Source organism: Aeromonas mytilicola subsp. aquatica (genome assembly GCF_044336385.1).
Lineage (GTDB): Bacteria > Pseudomonadota > Gammaproteobacteria > Enterobacterales > Aeromonadaceae > Aeromonas > Aeromonas rivipollensis.
Genome location: NZ_CP172298.1, coordinates 3,672,221 through 3,693,981 on the forward strand (window position 1 = coordinate 3,672,221; position 21,761 = coordinate 3,693,981).

The 21,761-nt window shown below is 61.7% G+C and carries 14 protein-coding genes, 5 tRNA genes and 1 riboswitch; of the genes, 8 read left to right on the forward strand and 11 right to left on the reverse strand.

Translation table 11 applies throughout. The annotated features are described in order from the left end of the window. Positions 1 to 146: 146 nt before the first annotated feature. From ACFWHB_RS16795 to ACFWHB_RS16815, 5 genes are all read right to left on the reverse strand, one after another. On the reverse strand, positions 147 to 1,148 hold the full coding sequence (locus tag ACFWHB_RS16795) for an ABC transporter ATP-binding protein (protein ID WP_395948893.1): 1,002 nt from the start codon (positions 1,146 to 1,148) through the stop codon (positions 147 to 149). 94 nt (positions 1,149 to 1,242) lie between these two features. Further along, positions 1,243 to 2,301, reverse strand: coding sequence for an ABC transporter ATP-binding protein (locus tag ACFWHB_RS16800; protein ID WP_395948894.1), 1,059 nt, complete (start codon positions 2,299 to 2,301; stop codon positions 1,243 to 1,245). 13 nt (positions 2,302 to 2,314) lie between these two features. Beyond that, a complete protein-coding gene (locus tag ACFWHB_RS16805) occupies positions 2,315 to 4,132 on the reverse strand; it encodes an extracellular solute-binding protein (protein WP_163147063.1) in 1,818 nt (605 codons plus the stop codon). A gap of 82 nt (positions 4,133 to 4,214) precedes the next feature. Continuing rightward, a complete protein-coding gene (locus ACFWHB_RS16810) occupies positions 4,215 to 5,258 on the reverse strand; it encodes an ABC transporter permease (protein ID WP_395948895.1) in 1,044 nt (347 codons plus the stop codon). A gap of 2 nt (positions 5,259 to 5,260) precedes the next feature. Then, positions 5,261 to 6,286 carry an ABC transporter permease subunit gene (locus tag ACFWHB_RS16815; protein ID WP_106887695.1) on the reverse strand — a complete coding sequence of 342 codons (1,026 nt, stop codon included), beginning with the start codon at positions 6,284 to 6,286 and terminating at the stop codon, positions 5,261 to 5,263. Between the two features lie 739 nt (positions 6,287 to 7,025). Between ACFWHB_RS16815 and ACFWHB_RS16820 the strand changes: the two genes are divergently transcribed. The 7 genes from ACFWHB_RS16820 (at position 7,026) to ACFWHB_RS16850 (ending at position 14,781) form a co-directional block, all read left to right on the forward strand. Next, positions 7,026 to 9,632 carry a TonB-dependent receptor plug domain-containing protein gene (locus ACFWHB_RS16820; RefSeq protein WP_395948896.1) on the forward strand — a complete coding sequence of 869 codons (2,607 nt, stop codon included), beginning with the start codon at positions 7,026 to 7,028 and terminating at the stop codon, positions 9,630 to 9,632. A gap of 103 nt (positions 9,633 to 9,735) precedes the next feature. Next, a complete protein-coding gene (locus ACFWHB_RS16825) occupies positions 9,736 to 10,500 on the forward strand; it encodes a DUF3450 domain-containing protein (protein WP_106887697.1) in 765 nt (254 codons plus the stop codon). Next, positions 10,497 to 11,870 carry a MotA/TolQ/ExbB proton channel family protein gene (locus ACFWHB_RS16830; RefSeq protein WP_395948897.1) on the forward strand — a complete coding sequence of 458 codons (1,374 nt, stop codon included), beginning with the start codon at positions 10,497 to 10,499 and terminating at the stop codon, positions 11,868 to 11,870. The genes ACFWHB_RS16825 and ACFWHB_RS16830 overlap by 4 nt, the downstream gene beginning before the upstream one ends. 10 nt (positions 11,871 to 11,880) lie before the next feature. Continuing rightward, positions 11,881 to 12,408 (forward strand): MotA/TolQ/ExbB proton channel family protein, encoded by a 528-nt coding sequence (locus ACFWHB_RS16835; RefSeq protein ID WP_163137410.1) that lies wholly within the window; start codon positions 11,881 to 11,883, stop codon positions 12,406 to 12,408. 66 nt (positions 12,409 to 12,474) lie between these two features. Continuing rightward, positions 12,475 to 12,882 (forward strand): ExbD/TolR family protein, encoded by a 408-nt coding sequence (locus ACFWHB_RS16840; protein ID WP_005327075.1) that lies wholly within the window; start codon positions 12,475 to 12,477, stop codon positions 12,880 to 12,882. A gap of 16 nt (positions 12,883 to 12,898) precedes the next feature. After that, entirely contained in the window at positions 12,899 to 13,534 is a 636-nt protein-coding gene (locus ACFWHB_RS16845; RefSeq protein WP_106887700.1) for an energy transducer TonB, read from the forward strand. Between the two features lie 11 nt (positions 13,535 to 13,545). Further along, a complete protein-coding gene (locus ACFWHB_RS16850; RefSeq protein ID WP_395948898.1) occupies positions 13,546 to 14,781 on the forward strand; it encodes a tetratricopeptide repeat protein in 1,236 nt (411 codons plus the stop codon). A gap of 303 nt (positions 14,782 to 15,084) precedes the next feature. Here ACFWHB_RS16850 and ACFWHB_RS16855 read toward each other — a convergent pair whose 3' ends face one another. Next, entirely contained in the window at positions 15,085 to 18,123 is a 3,039-nt protein-coding gene (locus ACFWHB_RS16855) for a glycosyl hydrolase family 18 protein (protein WP_395948899.1), read from the reverse strand. Positions 18,124 to 18,237: 114 nt separating this feature from the next. After that, positions 18,238 to 18,321, reverse strand: a riboswitch (cyclic di-GMP riboswitch). Between the two features lie 296 nt (positions 18,322 to 18,617). Here ACFWHB_RS16855 and ACFWHB_RS16860 point away from each other — a divergent pair. Further along, the gene (locus tag ACFWHB_RS16860) at positions 18,618 to 20,768 is read left to right on the forward strand and encodes an ExeM/NucH family extracellular endonuclease (protein WP_395948900.1); all 2,151 of its coding nucleotides are present in this window, start codon (positions 18,618 to 18,620) and stop codon (positions 20,766 to 20,768) included. A 149-nt stretch (positions 20,769 to 20,917) separates the two neighbouring features. Here the strand turns inward: ACFWHB_RS16860 and ACFWHB_RS16865 are convergent. From ACFWHB_RS16865 to ACFWHB_RS16885, 5 genes are all read right to left on the reverse strand, one after another. Then, positions 20,918 to 20,993, reverse strand: a tRNA-Ala gene (locus tag ACFWHB_RS16865). A gap of 56 nt (positions 20,994 to 21,049) precedes the next feature. Further along, a tRNA-Ala gene (locus tag ACFWHB_RS16870) sits at positions 21,050 to 21,125 on the reverse strand. Positions 21,126 to 21,183: 58 nt separating this feature from the next. Beyond that, positions 21,184 to 21,259, reverse strand: a tRNA-Ala gene (locus ACFWHB_RS16875). Positions 21,260 to 21,325: 66 nt separating this feature from the next. After that, positions 21,326 to 21,401 (reverse strand) — tRNA-Ala (locus tag ACFWHB_RS16880). 28 nt (positions 21,402 to 21,429) lie between these two features. Then, positions 21,430 to 21,505 (reverse strand) — tRNA-Ala (locus ACFWHB_RS16885). Between the last annotated feature and the right edge of the window lie 256 nt (positions 21,506 to 21,761).

Sequence of the window (21,761 nt, forward strand, 5' to 3'; positions counted from 1 at the left end):
GGGGCGCTGTCCTGCCCGGGCCAGATGTTCCACGGCCAAACCTGAACTCCAACCATGAAGATGGGGCCCACAGGCCCCATTTTTTTATTGCTCGTCCCCGACGCCACCCTGCTGCGATACCGGCCCTGGCGAAGCGGACGCCGGCATCAGACCGCCTTTCCCAGCGGCGCCGCCTCCACCACGGACAAGGGGAAGTGGCAGGCCACCTGATGGGCCTCTGTGCCACAGGGCTCCAGACTCGGCGAGGTGCCTCGGCACAACTCTGTGGCATAGGGGCAGCGCTGATGGAAATGGCAGCCGCTCGGCGGCGAGATGGGTGAGGGGACGTCCCCGGTCAGCAGGATCCGCTGGTTGCGCCTGCGGGGATCCGGCACCGGGATCGCCGAGATGAGCGCCTGGGTATAGGGGTGGCGCGGGCTCAGGTAGAGTTGCTGGGCCTCGGCCAGCTCGACGATCCTTCCCAAGTACATGACCGCAATCCTGTCCGAGATGTGTTTGACCACAGAGAGATCGTGGGCGATGAAGATGATGGCCAGATTCATCTCCCGCTGCAGGGTGAGCAGCAGATTCACTATCTGGGACTGCACCGAGACGTCCAGCGCCGACACCGCCTCGTCGCACACCAGCAGTTTGGGCTTGAGGGCGATGGCGCGGGCTATGCCGATGCGCTGGCGCTGGCCGCCGGAAAACTCGTGAGGATAGCGATCCACCGCACTCGTCGGCAGGCCCACCTTGTCCAGCAGCTCCAGCACCCAGCCGCGTCGCTGCGCTGTGTTGCCTTTACCGTGGATGATAAAAGGCTCTTCCAGGATCTGGCCCACGGTGTGGCGACCGTTGAGGGATTCTGCAGGATCCTGAAACACTATCTGCATCTCCTGGCGCAGGGATCGCATCTCCCCGGGTGACAACCGGGTGATATCGCGCCCCTCGAAGCTTATCTGCCCCGCCGTAGGTTCAAACAGCTTGAGCAGGGAGCGCCCCAGGGTGGACTTGCCACAGCCGGACTCCCCCACCAGCCCCAGCGTCTCCCCCTGCTTGAGATCGAAGCTGATGCCATCCACCGCATAGACGGTGTAGGGTTTGCGCAAAAAGCCACCACCCATCTTGAAGTGCTGCTTCAAGTCTCTTACCGACAACAAGACGCTCATCGCCGCCGCTCCTGTCCATCCTGGTGAAGAGCCGACATAGCCCCTTCCCGATTGCTGAAGTGTTGTTTCAACTCCCGTACCGACAACAAGATGCTCATATGCTCAACTCCTTCCAGTGGTGGCAGGCCACGGCGTGGCGCTCGCTCAGCTGCTCTGTCACCGGTATGGTGCCCACGCAGATCTCGGTGGCGTGGGGACAACGGTTGGAGAAGCGGCAGCCCGCCGGCATCTCGTGCAGGGCGGGCACCTGACCCTTGATGGTCTTGAGCAGGCTCTTTGGCACGTCTTCGAGGCGCGGGATCGAGGCCATCAGACCATGAGTATAGGGATGGCGCGGATGGTCAAACAGCTCGAAGATGTCGGCCCGCTCCACAGCGCGACCCGCATACATCACCACCACCTCGTCGCACAGCTCCGCCACCACCCCGAGATCGTGGGTGATGAAGATAATGGCCATGCCGGTCTGGGCCTGCAGCGCCTTCATCAGATCCAGGATCTGGGCCTGGATGGTGACATCCAGCGCAGTGGTCGGCTCGTCGCAGATGAGCAAATCCGGCTCGCAGGCGAGCGCCATGGCGATCATCACCCGCTGGCGCATGCCGCCGGAGAGGTTGTGGGGATAGACCTCAAAACGCTGGGCCGGCTCCGGGATCCCCACCTTCTGCAGCATGGCGATGGCAGCCTCCTTGCGCTGCGCCTTGCTGAAATCGGGCCTGTGCAGGCTGAACACCTCCATCAGCTGAGCCCCGACCGTTTGCACCGGATTGAGCGCCGTCATCGGCTCCTGGAAGATCATTGAGATGCGGTTGCCGCGCACCTTGTACATCTGATCCGGCGGCAGCGACAGCAGCTCCTCCCCCTGAAAGCGGATGGAGCCCGCCACCACCTGACCGTGGGGCCTGGGCAGCAACCCCATGATGGCGAGCGAGGTGACACTCTTGCCGCAACCTGACTCACCGACGATCCCTAGGGTCTGGCCAGGGGCGACCTGGAAGCTGACCCCGTCGAGCACCTTGATCTTGCCGTCGTCGACGCTGAACTCCACCTCGAGATCCCGCACCTCCAGGATGGGGGCCCTGCCCTGACCGTTATCAGCGGTGAACTTCCCCCCATTGTCTCGGACGTCGAGGATGGGGGCCTGTGTCTCTGTCATCGCCTCCCCCTTCTCAATGATGCGCATAGGTCTTGTCGATCAGGGTGATGGGAGCGAGCGACTCACCCGCTTCCTTGGCTTTTCGGGTCTCTTCCTGCACCTTGGGATCGAGCCAGAGCAGGCCGCCACTGCTGTGGGGGTAGCCATCCATGGGCCAGTAGAGCAGATCCGGGGTGTTACGGGTGGCGGGCACCTCCGGCAGCATCACGTGGCGCCAGCTGCTGGCCCGCACATAGTTGAGCTGCACCCCGGGCACGAAGATGGCGAGGTCATAGATGCGCTGCTGGATCTGGCGGGAGATCTCGGCCCGCTTGGTCATGTCGAACTCGACGTTGTAGGCGTCGATCAGGGCGTCCAGCTCCTTGTCGGCCACGTTGAACAGGTTGTTGGTCTGGGGCTTGTTGGCGTTGGCCGAGTGGAACGACTCCCAATATTGCGGATAGAGACCGCCGCCACCCCAACCGAGCCAGGCCGCCTCGTGTTTCTTCTCCAGCATCACCTTGAAGCCGGTGGCCCCATCCACCAGGTTGAGCTCCAGATCCAGGCCCGCCTTCTTGGCCTCTTCTTTCAGCACCGTCAGCCGTTTGGAGTGCTCCTGGCTGGTGTAGGTGAGGGCCAGGGTCAGCCGCTCCCCCTTGTCGTTTTGCAAGATGCCGTCCGGCCCCGGCTTGTTGTAGCCGCCCTTGGCGAAGTACTCCCGTGCCTTGGTGATGTCATAGGCCCGCTCCGGCAGTTTGATGTCGGTGAATTCGCCAAAGCCCGAGCCGAAGGTGGTGGCCCTGTCATAGTCGCCGTGCAGCACTGTCGCTATCATCTTGTCCAGGTTCATGGCGTGCTGAATGCCCAGGCGCACATTGACGTCCGCCAGCTTGGGGTTGGCCACATTGAGGTGCACCCCCTGCCCCCCTTGCTTGGTGTCGGTCATGGCCATCACCTTCTGCACATAGCCCTTCTTGTATTCCGGGGTCACGGCTTTTTCATGCCACCAGTTGGGCAGTATCATCTCGAAGGTATCTATCTCTCCCTTGAGGAAGTGGCGAAACGCTATGTTGTGATCCCGGATCACCTGCACCTTGATGCGGTCGATGTTGAATCTGTGCTGGTTGTAGCGATCCTGCTGGGCCCACCAATCCTTCTGCTTGCTGAAGGTGATGGACTTGCCCTTCTTCACCTCGCTCATCACATAGGGGCCCGTGGTCGGCACCACCGCCCAGTTGTACTGCTTCACCCAGTTCGGCCCCATCTTGTAGTAGTGCTTCGGCTGGGGCCACAGCTCCGTGGTGTTGAGGAGATCCAGCCTGGCCTTGCGGCTGCCCGCCTTCACCAGGATGGTGTGATCGTCAATCTTCTCCACCGCCACCACCTCTGTGGTGTAGTAGTTGTTGAACCAGGGCCCCTTGATGTCCTTGGAGCGCATCATCTCGTAGCCGAAGGTGTAGTCGTCGGCGGTGACGGGTTTGCCGTCAGACCACTTGGCGCGGGGATCCAGCTTGAAATAGACGGTCTGACTGTCTGGCGCTATGGCCCAGGCGCTCGCCAGCGAGGGAATGGGGTTGCCGGTGTTGGGGTGGAAACTGATGAGCCTCAGCTGGTTGTCCAGGATGAAGGAGCGGAACGAACCGTTGGAGTCAGGCCCCACGGTGCGAAACGTCAGCGGAAAGCTGTCGATGAAGAGGTTGAGGGTGCCGCCGGGCTGCGCCTTGGGAGAGGCAAACACGGGGTCTGTGTCATTGGTCTCCCACTTGAGATCCGCGGGCAGGCTGGCGGCCCACACCCAGGATCCGTTCACCAACACGAAGAGAGCACCTATCCATTTGATTTTATTGTTCATGTTTGACTTCCAGGTCATGCCCCTGCACCGGGGGCGTCTCAATTAAGGGTTGGATACCCAGGGCCCTCAGGCGGGCCCCGGGTCACTGATAACGGGTAAACTTGCGCGGATCGAACGCCTCGCGGATCGCCTCCCCGATGAAGGAGACCATGATCAGCACCAGGCTCACCGCCGCCACCACAGAGCTCACTATCCAGATGGCATCCAGGTTGTTGATCCCCTGGGAGAGCAGCTCCCCCCAGCTCGGGGTCGGCGGGGCCAGGCCAAAGCCCAGGTAGTCCAGCGCCGTCAGGGTGGAGATGTTGCCCACCACGGCGAAGGGGGCCAGGGTGACTATCATCATCAGGGTGTTGGGCAGTATGTGGTTGAAGATGATCCGCCTCGTGCTCGCCCCCTGGGCCCGCGCCGCCATCACATAGTCCCGCGCCCGCTCCTTGTAGGTGAGGGTGCGCATGTACCAGGTGATCCCCATCCAGCCGAACAGCACGTTGATCCCCACGAAGAGGCCGAAGTTCGGCTTGGCCAGTGACACCAGTATCATGATGACGTAGAGGAAGGGCACCTGGGACCAGATCTCGATAAAGCGCTGCAAGATGAGGTCAAAGCGCCCGCCGAGGAAGCCCATCATGCAGCCGATGCTGACCCCGATGACATAGCTCGCCACCAGGGTGATGAAGGCAAAGCCGATGGCGATGCGAAAGCCGTAGACCAGGCGCGCCAGCACGTCGCGACCGCTGGTGTCGGTGCCGAGGAAGTGGCGCTCTGTGAGGCTGGGAGCATAGGGTGGGTAGGCCTCCTCCTTGAAGTCCTGCTCGTAGGGGTTCCAGGGCACCAGGGGCAGCAGCACCCAGTCCCCTTTTCCCGCTTCTGCGAAGCGGGCTTGCAACTGACGGTAGTTGGTCTCGTACTCGTAATCGAGCCCGAACTGCTGGCCCGGGATCACGTCGCCATAGGTGGGAAAGTAGAGCTCTCCCTGATAGCTCACCGCCAGCGCCCGGCTGTTGACCAGGAGCTCCGCCAGCAGGGAGATGACCACCAGGGCCGAGAAGATGACAAAGGAGTAGTAACCGCGCTTGATCGACTTGAAGCGCTTGAGTTTTTTCAGCGTTACCGGGTTCAGGTTCATGGTTAGTCTCCAAACCGTACGCGGGGGTCAACGAGGGCAACGCAGATATCGGAGACGATATTGCCCACCAGCATCAGCATGGAGGTGATGGCCAGTATGCCCATGACGGTGGGGTAATCCCGCTCGACGATGGCCTCATAGCCGAGCAGACCTATGCCGTCGATGTTGAAGATGGTCTCGATGAGGAAGGAGCCGCCGAAGAAGACGGTGAGCACGGACCCCAGGTGACTGGCGATGGGGATCAGGCTGTTGCGCATGGCGTGGTCGGTGACCGCCTTGCGAAACGGCAGCCCCTTGGCCACGGCGGTGCGCACGTAATCCGCCGACAGGTTCTCCATCAGGCTGTTCTTCATGGTCATGGTGAGGATGGCAAAATCCCCGATGGCGTAGGCGATGAGGGGCAGCAGGGCGTGGGCGAAGAGGGTGCGGATCTGATCCCAGCTGCTCTCCATGGAATCGAAATCGTCCCCTGGGAAGCCCCCCATGGGCAGCCACTCCAGGTGGAAGGCGAAGACGGTGATGAGGAAGATCCCCACCACGTAGGCGGGTAGCGCATAGGCCATGTAGATGAGCATGGAGCTCAGGGAATCGAAGCGGCTGTTGTGCCTGAGGGCCTTGGCCACCCCGAGCGGGATGGAGACGGCGTAACTCAGCAGGAAGGTCGCCAGCCCGAAGAAGGCCGTCACCGGCAGCCGCTCCTTGATGAGATCCCACACCGGTTCGTAGTAGCGGGTCGACTCCCCGAGATCCAGCACCGCCAGCTTCTGCAGCCACTCCCAGTAGGCGATCAGCATGGGCTTGTCGAGACCGTAAAAGGCCTTGAGCTCCTCTATCTGCTCATCGGAGAGCGCCTGCGCCCCCTTGCTGCCGCTGGAGCGACCTGTCTCGTTCTGCGAGACCTGCGCCTGCAGCAACATGCGCTCGACCGGGCCGCCCGGCACGAAGCGGGTGATGGTGAAGACGAGCAGGGTGATACCGAGAAACGTAGGGATGATCAGAAGCATCCGACGTAAGAAATACGACAGCATGGTGGAACCTCGTCCTTGTTGTTCTTTTATGGTCAGTCACATCCGGTGACCGGCCTATGCTTCCTGGCATTACTCACTGAATTGACTGGTATTGGCAGACAATCCCGCTCGGCCACTGTAAAAGCTCTGCAACAAAAATCAAGTAGAACTAAGCCCATCGATCGTCAGTGAGGTCCGCAGCATAACTCACCGATGTTTTTTTCATAAAAATCCAACTTCAATATAAAAAACTGCTACGCCTTCTCATTTAACTTGTTTTTAATTATTAAAAAATTAATTACACATCCGTTTGAAATTCAAAAAATACAAATAAAAACATACAGATAAAATCAAACACCCTCTCATCTCATTTTACCTATTAAAGAAGAGGGAAATATCCTCCAGCCTGAACCTGAACTGAAATCCCCCTAGCACCGAAGATAGATTTAAATACTGCAAAAATGTCATTCCACGATACCGAGGTCATGGCGACAGGCGGTTTATCGATAAGTTCAAAACTAATCAATAAAATGGGAAAATACAAAGTTAACAACATATTTACATGAGCATCCGCATTCTTTACGGAATAAAACGCCAAAAAAATCGCCTAAATCCTGCACAGTCTTCTAATTCCCCCTCCAGTCACCATCCTGGCCGCTCCATTTGACGTCAATCATCAAAGCTTGATAAGCCTTACGCACCGCTCCAACGAGGGCGGTAAGGGAAGCAAACAAAAAAACAATCAGGAAGGATACTAACGATGCTTAGGAAAAGCAGACTCTCTGCTGCCGTAGCGTTTGCCTTGGCGAGCGCGGCAGTTGTGGTCACCCCTGCCCTGGCCGAAGAGGGCCAGAACGTCGAAAAACTGCAAAAAATCAAGGTCACCGGCTCGCGGATCTCCCGGGTCGATGTGGAAGGGTCCACCCCTGTCGTCTCGGTGACCAAGGCCAAGATCGAAGCATCGGGTCAGCAGACCGTCGCCGATTACCTCAAACAGGCCTCCTACAACTCCTTCGGTGGCGTCTCGCCGGCCTCCGGCAGCTCCTTCCAGTCCCAATCCACCGTCGGCCTGCGCGGCCTGGGCTCGGAGCGCACCCTGGTCTTGCTGAACGGCAAGCGGGTAGCAGGCTCCCCCACCATGGGCGGCACCTCCATCAACCTCAACACCATCCCCATGGCCGCCGTTGAGCGGGTCGAAGTCAACCTGGACGGCGGTTCGGCCATCTATGGTTCCGACGCCATCGGCGGTGTCATCAACGTGGTGCTCAAGGAGGGCTATGAGGGCCTGACCTTCCAGGGACGTCTCGGTTCCCCGACCGAGCCGGGCGGCGATGAAGCCAGCGGCTCCGTCGTGGCGGGCGTCAACGGCGAGAAGGGCTCGCTGATGGCGGTCTACGAGCACGACAAGAAGGACGTCGTCTATGCCCGAGATCGTGACTATCTCGCCAAGCAGGGCAACGACGCCCCCAGCGCCTACGGCCGCAACGTGGAGGGGATCACCGGCCTCGACGCCAACGGGGATCCCATCTGGAAATACGGCCCCCTGGCCGGTGCCACCAATGCCGACGGCAGCTGCAAGGAGCCCTTCATCGGCTTCGAGGGCGGCTGCAACTTCAACTACGGTCAGGTCGCGGCCACCACGGCTTCCCGCAGCCGTGACACCCTCTATCTGAACGGTCGCTACCACCTCAACGACAATGTCGACTTCGTGCCGCAGATCATCGGCTCCCGGGTCGAGAGCTTCGGCCGCTTCGCCCCCGCCGCCGGCGCCTTCGCCATAGACCCGTCCAACCCGAACAACGCCCAGTTCTTCACCGACAACGGCCTGGACGCCGCCGCCACCCAGGGTCTGGGTGAGGCCGCCTACGCCTACTACCGCTTCAGCAACGTCGGTCCCCGTGACAACTATGTCACCGACATGACCGGCAGCCTCAACCTCGGCTTCGAGGGCACTGTCACCACAGAATCCGTGGGCGACATGCAGTGGAACGCCGGTTACATGTACTCCAAGACCGACAACAAGGAGAACGGCACCGGCTACGTGCTGCAATCCGCCGCCCAGCAGGCCATCGCCGACGGCAAGTTCGTCGGTGGCGAGTTCGATCCCAAGAGCACGGCCGCCATGGCAGCCGACACCAGCCGCCGCTCCACCATGGACTTCTACCAGTGGTACGCCGGTGTCCAGTGGGACATGGGTGAGCTGCCGGCCGGGCCGGTCAGCTGGTACGCGGGCGCCGAGTACAACGACTGGGTCTATACCGACAAGTACGATGCCCAGTCCGAGGCCGGCAACATCATAGGCTCCGCCGGTAACTCCTCCGGCGGGGTGCGCGACGTCACCGCCGCCTACATCGAGTCCCTGGTGCCCATCACGGAGCAGGTCGAGCTGAACCTGGCCGGCCGCTTCGATGACTACAGCGACTTCGGCAGCGCCTTCTCCCCCAAGGCGAGCCTGCGTTACCAGCCGCTGGACAACCTGATGCTGCGCACCTCCTGGTCCCGCTCCTTCCGCGCCCCCAGCCTGAGCGATCTCTACGCGGCTGACTCCTTCTCGGCCGACTGGGCCAAGGACTATGTCTACTGCGAGGCCAACGGCATCTCGGCGGCAGACTGCCCGAACCGCCAGTACGACACCACCCGCACCGCCAATGAAGAGCTGAAGGAAGAGACGGCGGACACCTGGAACTTCGGGGTGGCCTACAGCCCGCTGGATGACCTGAACCTCTCCCTGGACTACTACACCATCAAGATCGAGGACGTGATCCAGCTGAACACCCTGCAGTCCGTCATCTATGACGAGCTGAACAACGGGGGCTCCAGCAACATCACCCGCAACAGCCAGGGCAAGATCAGCAACGCCATATCCCCCATGGTCAACCGGGGCACCCTGAACACCAGCGGCCTGGATCTCAAGCTGGATTACCGCTACGACCTGACCTCCGCCACCATTCGCTATGACCTCGGTGGCACCTACATCCTGGACTACAAGGAAGGTCTGTACGCCGGTGGCCCCGTCATCGACAAGATCGGCCAGAACGGCAAGCCGCAGATGCGCTTCAGCACCGGCGTGGGTGTCAACGTGCCCCAGTGGTGGAACATGGATAGCTACCTGAGCGCCAACTACATCGACTCCCAGAGCCAGGACTACATCGCCGACACAGGTGAGGAAGTGGGCCACATCGCGTCCCAGACCACCTGGAACCTGAACGTCGGCGTGGATGCCCCCTGGAACGGCAAGATCCAGGTCGGGGTGAAGAACATGTTCAACGCGGGCCCGTCCCTCGAGAGCGATGGCTTCACCTATGACGAGGAGCTCTACAGCATCGACGGTCGCATCTACTACCTCGACTACGCCCAGAAGTTCTGATCCACCAGGAAAGTGACGAGCCGGCCCCCTCGGGCTGGCTCTGCCCCATGCCCCAAGGAAGTCACGGAGATAGGGTAATCCTATGAAAAAAAGGACTATTACAATGAAGAAAGCGCTCCTCGGCAGCCTGGTTTCGGCTGCCCTGCTGACCAGCTTCAATCTGAGTGCCGCCTCTGCCGGTCAGGCAGTGGACGCTCAAGCCGCCACCGACAATGCCTCCAAAGTGTCCCAGCAGAAGATCGACAGCTACGCCGAGTCTGCCGAGTCTGCCCTGGCCCAGTACAAGGCCGCCCTGCGTCAGGTCGACAGCCTGCGCACCTACAACGAGCAAGTGGGCAAGATGGTCGACTCCCAGAGTGCCGAGCTGGCCTCGATGCAGCGCCAGATAGCCCAGATAGATCAGACCAGCACCGAGGTGGTGCCCCTGATGCTCAAGATGATCGACTCCCTCGATCAGTTCGTCGCCCTGGACTTGCCGTTCCAGAAGGTCGAGCGGGAGGACCGCGTGGCGGCCCTGACCGATCTGATGAATCGCGCCGATGTCACCATCTCCGAGAAGTACCGCAAGATCCTGGAGGCCTACCAGATCGAGGAGGGCTTCAGCCGCACCATAGAGTCCTACAAGGCCAGCCTGGACAAGGACGGCGGCGAGAAGACCTACGAGTTTCTGCGGGTCGGTCGCATCGCCCTGCTCTACCAGTCCCCGGACGGCAACGAGACCGGCATGTGGAACAAGCAGACCCGCCAGTGGGAAGAGTTGCCCCAGGAGTATCGCAGCGCGGTGGAACAGGGCCTTCGCATCGCCAAGAAGCAGGCGCCTCCCGCCCTCATCAAGCTGCCGGTTCAAACTGCGGAGAAAGCATCATGAAAGGAATCAGACTCGCCATTGCCTCCCTGATAGCGGGAGCCACCCTGATCACACTGCCGGTGACCGCCGCCGAGAAGCCGGTGGATCTCAACGCCCTGCTCAATCAGGTCAAGGCCGCCAGCACCAGCGAATCCCAGCTCAACAAGGAGCGGGAGGCCCGCTTCCTGGCTGACAAGAACGAGCAAGGAGCCCTGCTGGCCAAGGCCAAGGCCGAGCTCGCCGCCGAGACCGCCAAGGGCGAGCAGCTCAAGGCCACTTTCGATGCCAACGACAAGCAGCTCACCGAGCTGACCGAGACCCTGCGCCAGCGCTCCGGCAACATGGGCGAGATGTTCGGCGTGCTGCGCCAGTTCGCCGGCGAGTTCAAGGGGATCTTCAACGCCTCAGCCCGCCGGGTCGAACACCCGGAGCAGACGGCGCTGCTGACCCGCCTGGCGGAGAGCAAGGAGCTCCCCTCCAGCGACGACCTGACCGCCTTCTGGACCACCACCCTCGGCCGCATGGTGGACGGTGGCAAGGTGAGCCAGATCCCGGCGACCGTGGTCTACGGCGAGGGCAACCAGGCCGAGAAGACGGTGACCCAGATAGGCGAGTTCAACACCGTCTCCGAGGGCAAGTACCTCACCTTCGTGCCTGAGACCGGCAAGTTCGAGCAGCTCTCCCGTCAGCCGGACAACGCCGTGCTGGAGCCCATCGCCCAGTTTGAGCAGGGCAACGGCGCCGTCGAGCCCATCTTCATCGACCCCTCCCGCGGGGTGATCCTCTCCCTGCTGGTGCAGTCGCCGACCTTCAAGGAACGCGTCGATCAGGGGGGTGAGGTTGGCTACGTCATCATGGTGCTCGGCGTGCTCGGCACCCTGCTGGCGATCTTCTGCGGCCTGCGCCTGTCGATGATCGGCAGCGCCATGCGCAAGCAGCTAAAATCCGAGCAGATCGTCAAGGGCAACCCCATAGGCGAGATGCTGGGGGCTTACCAGAGCCATCGTGGTGACAACATAGAGGATCTGGAATCCAAGCTCGACGAGATCATCCTGCGCAACGTGCCCAAGTTCGAGAAGGGCATCAGCATCATCAAGCTGATCGCCTCGGTGGCGCCGCTGCTGGGCCTGCTGGGCACCGTAGTGGGGATGATAGCCACCTTCCAGGCCATCACATTGTTCGGCACCGGAGATCCCAAGCTGATGGCGGGCGGCATCTCCGAGGCCCTGGTCACCACCATGCAGGGTCTGGTGGTCGCGGTGCCCATGCTGTTCCTCTACACAATAGTGCAGACCCAGAGCCGTCGTCTCATCCAGGTCCTGGAAGAGCAGAGCGCCGGTTTCGTCGCCCGTTATCAGGAACGTCTGCACGCCGCCAAAGCCGCAGCCTAAGGAGTCACCCATGTGGTTCTGGTTGATTGAAGAAGTCGAGTCGGTCCGCCGGTTTCTGGGATTGGGGGGCGACGTGCTGGTCGCCCTGTTCTTCCTGACCCTGATGATGTGGGCCCTGCTGCTGGAGCGCTGGTTCTACTTCATGGCGGTCTACCCCCGGCAGGTGAAGCAGACCAAGGCGACCTGGATGGCACGCAGCGATCATCTCTCCTGGTCTGCCAAACAGATCCGCCGCGAGCTGGTCTCCCGGGTCGCCATGGCGGTGGACAAGGGGATGCCGGTCATCAAGGTGCTGATCGCCCTCTGTCCGCTGATGGGGCTGCTCGGCACCGTGGTCGGCATGGTGCAGGTGTTTGACACCCTGGCCATCACGGGCACGGGTTCCCCCAGGGCCATGGCCTCGGGGATCTCCAAGGCGACGGTACCGACCATGGCGGGCATGATTGCCGCCCTTTCCGGCCTGTTTTTTGTCAACCAGCTCGATCACAAGGCCAAGTTGGCGGTGCAGAAGCTGGAAGACAACCTGAAACACGGCTGATGCAGGATGCACTCCCCCGGCCGGGCACTGCCCGCCGGGGCACAGAACAAGCAAGGAGTTTTTGCCATGAGAAAACGTCACAGCGACAGCGGTGCCGATGAGGCGGCCATCGATCTGACCCCCATGCTGGACATAGTGTTCATCATGTTGATCTTCTTCATCGTCACCACCTCGTTCGTCAAGGAGTCCGGCGTGGAGATCAACCGCCCGAGCGCCAGCACGGCCGAGACGGTGAAGAAGGGGAACATCATGGTCGCGGTCCGCGAGAACGGCCAGGTCTGGGTCGACAAACGGGTCGTCGAGGTGGGCGCCGTACGTGCCAACATCGAGCGGCTGCGGGCGGAGAACCCGGAGAGCGCCGTGGTGATCCAGGCCGATACCGAGTCCCGTTCCGGGCTTGTGGTCCAGGTCATGGATCAGATCCGCATGGCCGGTGTCCAGAACATCTCCATCGCGGCGAGCAAGAGCAGCTGATGCCGGAGCGAGCACCATGAGATACCTGATAGCGATAGCTGTCTCCTGTGTGGTGGTGTTCTTCCTGTTTCTGGGAATGAACAAGCTGATCACACCGGATCACCGGGAGCTGACGGAGAGAGAAGACGTCACCATGACCGACTTCATTCGCCTCAAGCCCCAGGAGACACTGCAAGAGAAACAACGGGAACTGCCCAAGCCGCCGCCCCCGAACCGCCCGCCTCCCCCACCCGAGATGGAGGTGGCGAGCACCGACAGGCCCAAGATGGACAGTGCCCCCATGGACATGCCCAAGCTCGACATCCCGGTCAACATCGGCGGCGGCAACGCCCTGGGTGCCTACAGCACAGGGGGCGGTGGCGGCGGCATGGGCGGCAACAACGGCGCCATGCCCATGGCGACCTTCGAGCCCATGATGCCCCGCAAGGCGGCGCTGGCCGGCCTCGCCTCCGGCAAGGTACTGGTGGAGTTCACCGTGACCGAGCGCGGCACCGTCAGCAACATCCGGATTGTCAAGGAAGAGCCCCGCAGCTACGACCTCGGCAAGGAGGCACGCAAGACCATAGCCAAGTGGACCTTCAAGCCGGCCATGGTGGATGGCAAGCCCCAGGCCAGTCGCATGCAGCAAGAGATCGAGTTCGCGGTCAACTAAGGAAGGTGGCGATGAAAAAGTTACATACCCTGATCCTCGCCCCGGTGGCCATGGCGGTGCTGCTCAGCACCGCCAGCTGGGCCGCCGAGCAGCCCGCCCTGTCTGATCGCGCCTATCGCGCGGTCAACAAGGCCCAGGCGTTGATCACCGAGAAGAAATACGGCGAGGCCAATGCCAAGCTGCAGGATGCGCTCTCGGGCGCAGGCGATCGGGTCTACGACAAGGGGGTCATCTTGCAGACCCTGGGGTTCGTGGCCGCCCAGCAGGAGAAATACGGCCAGGCGACCAAATACTTCGCCGACGCCATCGCCACCGGCGGCCTGCCGCAGCCGGTGGCCCAGCAGGTGCGCTACAACCTGGCCCAGCTCTATATGGCGGAAGGCAACTTCAAGGCCTCCATCAGCACCATGAATGAGTGGTTTGCGAACCTTGGAAAAGATGAGAAGCCGACCCCCCACGCCTACATCACCCTGGCCAACGCCCATGTGCAGCTCAAGCAGTACCGGGAGGCCATACCGGCGGTGGATCAGGCGATCAGGCTCTCCGCAGGCAAGGCGCCGGAGTCCTGGTACCTGCTGAAGATGGCGGCCCACTACGAGTTGAAACAGTACAAGCCGGCTACCGAGGTGCTGACCGCCCTGGTGGACAGATACCCGGAGAAGAAGAAGTACTGGACCCAGCTCTCCGCCATGCACATGCAGGCGGGCAACGATGCCAAGGCGCTGGCGGCGCTCGAGTCGGCCTACAACCTCGGCATGCTGACCGAGGCGACCGAGTTGCAGCGCCTCGCCAACTACCTCGCCTTCGCCGGCATCCCCCACCGCGCCGCCCGCGTGATGGAGAAGGCCATGAAGGAGGGGGTGATTGAGCAGAGCGCCGCCAACTACAAGACCCTCGCCAACTACTGGCATCAGGCCAAGGAGCTGGATCCGGCCATCGATACCCTGGCGAAATCCTATCAGCTGGCCCCCAATGCCGAACTGCAGCTGAAGATGGCGCGCATGATGATCCAGAGCAAGCGATACAAGGATCTGGTGGCCCTGGCCGCCAAGCCGGCCGCCAATGCCAGCGGTGAACAACGCGCCGATCTCAAGTTCCTGACCGGGGTCGCCTACTTCGAGCAGCAGAAGCCGAAGGAGGCGCTCAGCGCCTTCACCCAGGCCGCCCAGAATGGCAACGTCAGTGGCCGCGCCTCCCCCTGGATCAGCTTCCTGAAGGAGCAGCAGGGCGGCGCCGTCACTCAATAAACCGGCACGTCATGGGCAAGAATCCGCCCATGGCGACTGCCCATCCACAAGGGGGTCAGCCCCGCAGCTTGCCTGGTGGCAATTGGCCGCTCTTCGGAGCGGTCTTTTTTATGGGCAGCTCCCCGCGTGGTCACGAAATTCCTTCCTTATATAAGGCGCAAAAAAATCCGGAGCCTGGGCTCCGGATTGGGTCATTGCCTCTATAGGGGGCAGCCCCCTCACAAGGTCATCAGTAGTTGCATACCAGCTTCCAGCTGCCATCACCCGCTCTGAGTTCGCTGCTGGTACGGCAGCCGGGGCAACTCAGTAGTTGCATACCAGCTTCCAGCTGCCGTCACCCGCCTTGGGCTCGCTGCTGGTCCACCAGTTCGCCTGCCAGACTGCCTTGCCGTTGGTCATGCGATCGTTGCCATTGGCGTGATCCCCGCGCGGCCAGCTCGGATAGGCCGGATAGGCCGCCGGATCCACGCTCTGGCTGGTGCAGCTGGTGCCACCGCTGCCGCCATCACCCCCACTGCTGCCACCCAGCACCGCCTCAGCCAGGGCTGGGAAGTCGGACTTCAGGCCTATGGTCTGGCTGCCGGCAATCAGGCGTATGCCGCTCGGCACACCCGCCGCCGGCAAGTAGTAGGTCATGGCCACTTCCACCTCGGTGCCCGGCGCCCAGGCCTTCCAGCCCGGCAACGTCAGGGCCACCTTGTGGAAGTCCTTCTCATTGGCGATGCCGTCGGAGTTCTGGTTGCCGCCGCTCTCCACCACCTTGAGCCCCATGCCGCTCTGATCCGTGATGGTGTCAGAGGTGGAAGTGGGCATCAGGAACTCGATGCGAGTGCCGCCCGGTATGGTCTGGGTCGACTTGTTGGTGAGCTTGAGCGTCGGGTTGATCGGGTAGTTGGAATCCCCCTCCTTGAAGCCCGAGAGGCTCACGCCTATGTCGAGCTGAGCGGCCGGGGCCGGCAGATCGTTCTGCTTCAGGCTGGCCTTGCTCGCCTTGCTGAACTTGTCGTAGGCCAGGCTGGTGAGGGTGCTGCCCATGACATACTCGTTCTTGGCAGCGTCGAAGTCGTAGTCCCCCGCCATCTCCCAGAACATGACGCCACCCAGGCCCCGATTGACTATGTAGTCGAGCTTGTGACCCATGGACTCTTCATCTTCGGTGGAGAGGAACACCTTCTTCTCTTCGTTCCAGAGCCAGGGCGCATGGGCCTTGTCATCGTAGTAACGCACGTACTGGCCTTGCATCACGTGGGCCGGGTTGTTGGGATCCAGACCCCAGGCCGTGCCATAGCTCGGCAGTGTGGTGATGCCGAGGCTGGCCGCGTGCTCCAGGTTCTTGGCGTGCCACATGGGCACGGCGCCACCGCCTATCTCCTTGCCGTTCTTGTCGAGATCATGCCAGATGTTGTCGATGCCGACCGCACCATTGCCGCAGGGAACTGTGCTGCCCCCCGTGCCCGGCTGACAGGCGCTCTGGCTCGGCAGCGCCGCCTTGCCCCCTAGGCCGTGGGTACCACCTGTCACCCCTTGCCAACCACGGGTGTAGTAAGGCACCCCTATGTTGATCTTGCCTGCCGCCAGGGCACCACGGAAGTAGTGGGCCGCCCAGGCGGAGTTCAGGTAGCCGATGGCACCGAACTGGGCCTGGTTGTAGACACCCCACTGGGCCAGCTCGGGATCCGCCTTGTTGTCGAACAGGGCGGCGTTGTGGCCGACGAAGTGGTTCCAGGCGCCGTGGAAGTCGTAGGTCATCAGGTTGACGTAATCCAGATACTGGGTGACCTGGAAGTTCTCCATGCCGCGCAACAGGTAGGCCGAGGCAGGCGAGGCTATGGTCAGCATGTACTTGCGACCGTCCTCGGTGCCGGCGCTGTCGAGCCGCTCGCGCAGTGTCTTCATCAGCACTTCGTAGTTGGCAAACAGCTTGGCCCGGCACTGGTTGGAGAGCGGGAAGTCGTTGGGGTTGCCCGCATCCTTCATGGAGGTGGGGTACTCGTAATCCACATCCACCCCATCGAAGCCGTACTGGCGGATGAAGCTCACCGCCGAGTTGGCAAAAGCGTTGATGCCGGCGGTGTTGACCGAGCAGTCGCCCTTGGTGGTGGCGGTGTAGAAGCCGCGGGTATCGGCCCAGCCACCCACGGAGATCAGGGTCTTCACGTCAGGATACTGCTTCTTGTATTTAGACAGCAGGTTGAAGTGACCCTGGTAGGCGAATTCGGGATCCATTTCGGCGCCCGGCACCCCGTCCCAGGTCAGCTTGGTGGCGGCGTCATCCACCTTGATGAGGTGACTCTGCTCGTCCACCGCCGCGAAGGCGTAGTTGATGTGGGTGATCTTGTCCCAGGGGATGTCGCCCACCAGGTAGGAGGGCAGCCCGTTCTTGCCGGTCCGCCAGGAGGTGAAGTAACCGATGACCCGGCGGCCATGGTCATCCCCCATGCACTCGCTGCCATCGGCGCGATAGATCTGGCGCACGTCGCAGGAGAGGTTGCCACCTGTGGGGGGCAGCGCCGCCTCTTCCACCTGGACATCGACCTGGGCCGACTCGCCGGAGAGGTTCTCCTTGTCGGTCGCCACCAGCTTGAGACCGGCCAGCCCCTTGCTCTGGGGTGTCCAGCTCAGTTGCCAGGGGGCGCTGCTGTCTTCAGCCACCTTCTTGCCATCGACGAACAGCTCGACCTTGGCGACGTCGTCATTGGCGTCGGTCACATTGCCAGTCACTGTGAGGGCGCGGCCCAGGGTCACCTTGGCCCCGGCGGCGGGGCTGGCGATGCTCGCCTTGGGTGCCTCTGGCGCCACCACGGCGGCGACCTTGAAGCTGGAATCCGCCTCACTCAGCACCTTGCCATCTTTATCCAGCGCCCGGGCCTTGAGGGCGTGATTACCCACGCCGGCGGCAGACCAGCTGGCGCTCCAGGGAGAGGCCGTGGCCGTGGCGACCAGGGTGCCATCGACCAGGTATTCCACCTTGGCCAGCGCCGTGACCGGGCCGCTCAGGGTCACCCCCAGGGCGACGCTGGCACCTTCGCTGACGCTGCTGCCCACGGCGGGGGAGCCGATGGCAACGACCAGAGCAGGCGGCGGCACCTCACCGCCATAGAGTTTCCAGGCATCGGCCCAGACGGCGCCGACGCCGGGTTCGTAGTGGTAGGGGGAAGCCCCGCACCAGCCGGAATAAGGGAATTCTTTGCATTCGTAGAGGGCGCCTGCGTTGCTGACGACATCGCCGGCCTTGTAGGCGGTGCCAGCCTGATAGGCGGGATAGGCGGCGTGCGCCCAGGCGGGCATGGCCGCAAGGGCAACCAGCATGGCGAGCCTGCTGGGCCTGAGGGTCTGTTGCATCTTGTTATCATCCTTGTTTTGTCTTGGCTTCAACACCGGGAAAAGCGCAATCGCAACAGGGGAGCAGGGAACGACAACAGGCCTTGGACGGGGCCACATACCCTCATGTCACCCCGGGGTAACCCCGCTGTCTGGCCCGCTTGGGACAGATCGGAGGCTTTGCGTCCCGGCATCACTGCCGGTTTGCCCTTAACCTGGGTTCCGTGAGGAACGGATCGAGTATAGAAAGCAAGTGGCGGCCGCTCAATCTTTATTCTCTAAGGAAAATATGTGAATGCCGGCCAGCTCACATCCTCCCTCAATCGGCCAACTAATAATTAAGTCATTAATATCAATCTGTTAGCCACATCAAAAAAACGGACTCAGCCTCTTTTGTCTCCCCATAATGTGCGCTGCCTCACTGGTCAGAGCTGCCAGAAATGTGACAATGCGCGCCCTTGGCCAGAGCGCCAAGGCTATGGAAACACTGGCAAAAAAATAAAAAAGGAATACCCATGAAAGGAAGACCTACCCTGCTGTCCCTGGCCGTGGGGCTCGCCCTCGCGTCCCCGTCTCTCCATGCCGCCGGCTTCAGTTGCCCGGCCGACAGCGCCCTCACCCCCATCCCCGCCATCCAGGGCAGCGGCGACAAGAGCCCCCTCGTCCCGGACCATCAGTTCGAAAGCCCCCGAAGCGTCTCGGTCAAGGCCGTGGTCTCCGCCCTCGGCGAGAGCCTGAACAAGGGCTTCTACCTGCAGGATCTGCAAGGGGACGGCAATCCCCAGAGCTCGGACGGCATCTTCGTCTACCTGAGCGACAAGCAGTTCGCCAGCAAGTACCCGGACATACAGCCGGGTGCCCAAGTCTGTCTGGAGGCCAAGGTCGAGGAGTATCATGGCCACACCCAGCTCAAGCCCCTGTTTGACGGCAGCACGCCGCGTCTGGCGGTGCTGGCCCAGGGCGACGCCCCGGCCGCCACGGCGCTGCGGGTGCTGGAGGGGGAAACCCTGGCCCGGGCCCTGGAGCGTCACGAGGGGATGCGGGTGCGCCTCGATGGGGAGAGCGCCCTCAAGGTAAGCCGCAACTTCAGCTACGACTACGCCGCCAAGCGCAACAACCTGGTGCTCTCCCACGGCGCCCCACTGATGAAGCCGACCCAGCTCCATGTAGCTGGCAGTCAGGAGGCAAACACCCTGGCCGAGGCCAATGCGGGCAACCGCGTCTTCCTCGAGTCGGACTTCAAGGCCGCCAACGGCAAGCTGCCCTGGTTGCCGGCCTGGGAGCCGGAGCAGGGTTACCTGCGCATCGGCGATGCCCCGGTCAATCTGGAGGCCATGGTGGGCTACAGCTTTGACGAGTACCGGCTGATAGTGCCCAAGGATCAGCGCATCACGGCGGGGGATCTGCTGCGCACCGATGAGAACGACCGCCAGGGCGCACCGGCCCGCGCCAATGGCACCGACCTGCGCATCGGCAGCTTCAACGTACTCAACTACTTCACCAGCCACTCCAGCGTGGGCGGTGCCCTCAACGTGCTCTGCGTGGATCAGGCGGATGCGGACAGCGCCAAGGGCTGCAACCGCGGCGCCAAGCGCCTGGAGGAGTTCCAGCTGCAGCGCACCAAGATAGTCAACGCCATCACAGAGATGGACGCAGACCTGCTCGGCCTGATGGAGATGGAGAACAACGGCTTCGACGAGCACGCCGCCATCAGCGATCTGGTGCAGAGCCTCAACGCCCGGCAGAAAGAGGCGAGCAAGCAGTACGCCTTCGTCACCCTGCCCAAGGCCCTGCTCACCCAGGATCGCTTCTTTGGCGGCGACGCCATCATGGTGGCCATGATCTATCGCCCCGCCCTGCTCACCCCGAGCGGGGATGCCGAGGTCATTCGTCTGCCAGAGCAGCGCTACATCACGGGCGGCATCACCAGGAGCGCAGGCCAGCGGGACTCCCTGGTGCAGCGCTTCACCGTGGCGGGCAGCGACGAGCCCCTGACTCTGGTGGTCAACCACCTGAAATCCAAGGGATCTGGCTGTTATGAGAACGGGGATGGCAAGAGCGAGCCTGCGGATCTGCAGGGCAAGTGCACCGAGTTCAGGGTCAGTGCCGCCAAGGTGCTGGGTGAGGCGGTGAGCAAGATGCCGGGTCAGGTGCTGCTGGTAGGTGATTTCAACTCCTACGCCAAGGAGGACCCGATCCGGGTGCTCACCGACTACGATCCGGCCACGGTGGATCGCCAGATCCACTCCGCCTCCCACACCTTTATCGGCGAGCAGCCCTATGAGCAGATGGGCCGCGCGGTGGAGAAGAACTACGGGCTGATCGACATAAACCTCAAGTTCAATCAGGAGAAGGCCATCTCCTACAGCTACGAGGCCGAGCTCGGCACCCTGGATTACGCCCTCGCCAACCCGGCGCTGGCCAAGCGGGTGATCGCGGTCGCCGACTGGCACATCAACTCCTTCGAGAGCAACCTGTTCGAATATGGCAGCGCCTTCACCGGCGATCTGATCAAGTCGGACAACCCGTTCAGCGCCTCCGACCACGACCCCATCATCGTCGACCTCAAGCTCAACGAGCAGAGCAAGGGCGGCGGTGGCGGGGCCATGGGGGCACTGCTGCTGGCGCTGCTGCCGCTGGCCTGGCGCCGTCGGCACACCTCATGATCCGCGCTGAATAACGCAAAAAGCCCGCGACAGTCGCGGGCTTTCTCATTTAGATCATTTGATTTGTAAATGAAGGGGCACTAATCATGAAAAAAACAAATGCCTGAACAAACAAAAAGGCCACCGCGATGCGGTGGCCTTTTACTGTTTGGTGGAGCTACGCGGGATCGAACCGCGGACCTCTTGCATGCCATGCAAGCGCTCTCCCAGCTGAGCTATAACCCCAAATTTTACTCTTTGAACAACCGGTTCTGGCGGCCGGCTGCCTTACTGCTAAATAGTGGTGGAGCTACGCGGGATCGAACCGCGGACCTCTTGCATGCCATGCAAGCGCTCTCCCAGCTGAGCTATAACCCCGAAATCTTTACTCTTTAGACAATCGGTTCTGGTGTCCGTTTGCCTTACTGCTAAATAGTGGTGGAGCTACGCGGGATCGAACCGCGGACCTCTTGCATGCCATGCAAGCGCTCTCCCAGCTGAGCTATAACCCCACAAAGGTCGGCCTGGGTGATACACACCGCACTGCCCTGGGTACTGCACGTCTACAATCAGGAACCTGGTGGAGCTACGCGGGATCGAACCGCGGACCTCTTGCATGCCATGCAAGCGCTCTCCCAGCTGAGCTATAACCCCTTGGATTCCAGATTGTTCGAGGAGAATTTGGTGGAGCTACGCGGGATCGAACCGCGGACCTCTTGCATGCCATGCAAGCGCTCTCCCAGCTGAGCTATAACCCCAACTCACCTCGGCGCTACCAAAGTTATCTCTGGCAACGGAGGCGCATGATAGGCATCACCCGCTTTGCTGTCAACCCAAAATTTTCGCCGGTTGGAGCGTTTAGTCAAAATTCAGGCAGTTAGCTGTTTTTACCGCCAAGAGCGGCGCTATGTCGCTGTTTTACGTCGCAAATCCGCTTGAGGCCAAAATACAAAGGGCCCCCGTCAGGGAGCCCTTTGTTGTCAGCGACTGACGCTTATTCGGCGGCCATCCGCG

Excerpts from the sequence above, each read along its gene's own strand:
- ACFWHB_RS16840 (WP_005327075.1), top strand. The coding sequence starts at position 12,475 with ATGAGAAAACGTCACAGCGACAGCGGTGCCGATGAGGCGGCCATCGAT.
- ACFWHB_RS16805 (WP_163147063.1), bottom strand. The coding sequence starts at position 4,132 with ATGAACAATAAAATCAAATGGATAGGTGCTCTCTTCGTGTTGGTGAAC.
- ACFWHB_RS16810 (WP_395948895.1), bottom strand. The coding sequence starts at position 5,258 with ATGAACCTGAACCCGGTAACGCTGAAAAAACTCAAGCGCTTCAAGTCG.
- ACFWHB_RS16800 (WP_395948894.1), bottom strand. The coding sequence starts at position 2,301 with ATGACAGAGACACAGGCCCCCATCCTCGACGTCCGAGACAATGGGGGG.
- ACFWHB_RS16860 (WP_395948900.1), top strand. The coding sequence starts at position 18,618 with ATGAAAGGAAGACCTACCCTGCTGTCCCTGGCCGTGGGGCTCGCCCTC.
- ACFWHB_RS16820 (WP_395948896.1), top strand. The coding sequence starts at position 7,026 with ATGCTTAGGAAAAGCAGACTCTCTGCTGCCGTAGCGTTTGCCTTGGCG.
- ACFWHB_RS16855 (WP_395948899.1), bottom strand. The coding sequence starts at position 18,123 with ATGCAACAGACCCTCAGGCCCAGCAGGCTCGCCATGCTGGTTGCCCTT.
- ACFWHB_RS16845 (WP_106887700.1), top strand. The coding sequence starts at position 12,899 with ATGAGATACCTGATAGCGATAGCTGTCTCCTGTGTGGTGGTGTTCTTC.
- ACFWHB_RS16830 (WP_395948897.1), top strand. The coding sequence starts at position 10,497 with ATGAAAGGAATCAGACTCGCCATTGCCTCCCTGATAGCGGGAGCCACC.
- ACFWHB_RS16850 (WP_395948898.1), top strand. The coding sequence starts at position 13,546 with ATGAAAAAGTTACATACCCTGATCCTCGCCCCGGTGGCCATGGCGGTG.
- ACFWHB_RS16795 (WP_395948893.1), bottom strand. The coding sequence starts at position 1,148 with ATGAGCGTCTTGTTGTCGGTAAGAGACTTGAAGCAGCACTTCAAGATG.
- ACFWHB_RS16835 (WP_163137410.1), top strand. The coding sequence starts at position 11,881 with ATGTGGTTCTGGTTGATTGAAGAAGTCGAGTCGGTCCGCCGGTTTCTG.
- ACFWHB_RS16815 (WP_106887695.1), bottom strand. The coding sequence starts at position 6,286 with ATGCTGTCGTATTTCTTACGTCGGATGCTTCTGATCATCCCTACGTTT.
- ACFWHB_RS16825 (WP_106887697.1), top strand. The coding sequence starts at position 9,736 with ATGAAGAAAGCGCTCCTCGGCAGCCTGGTTTCGGCTGCCCTGCTGACC.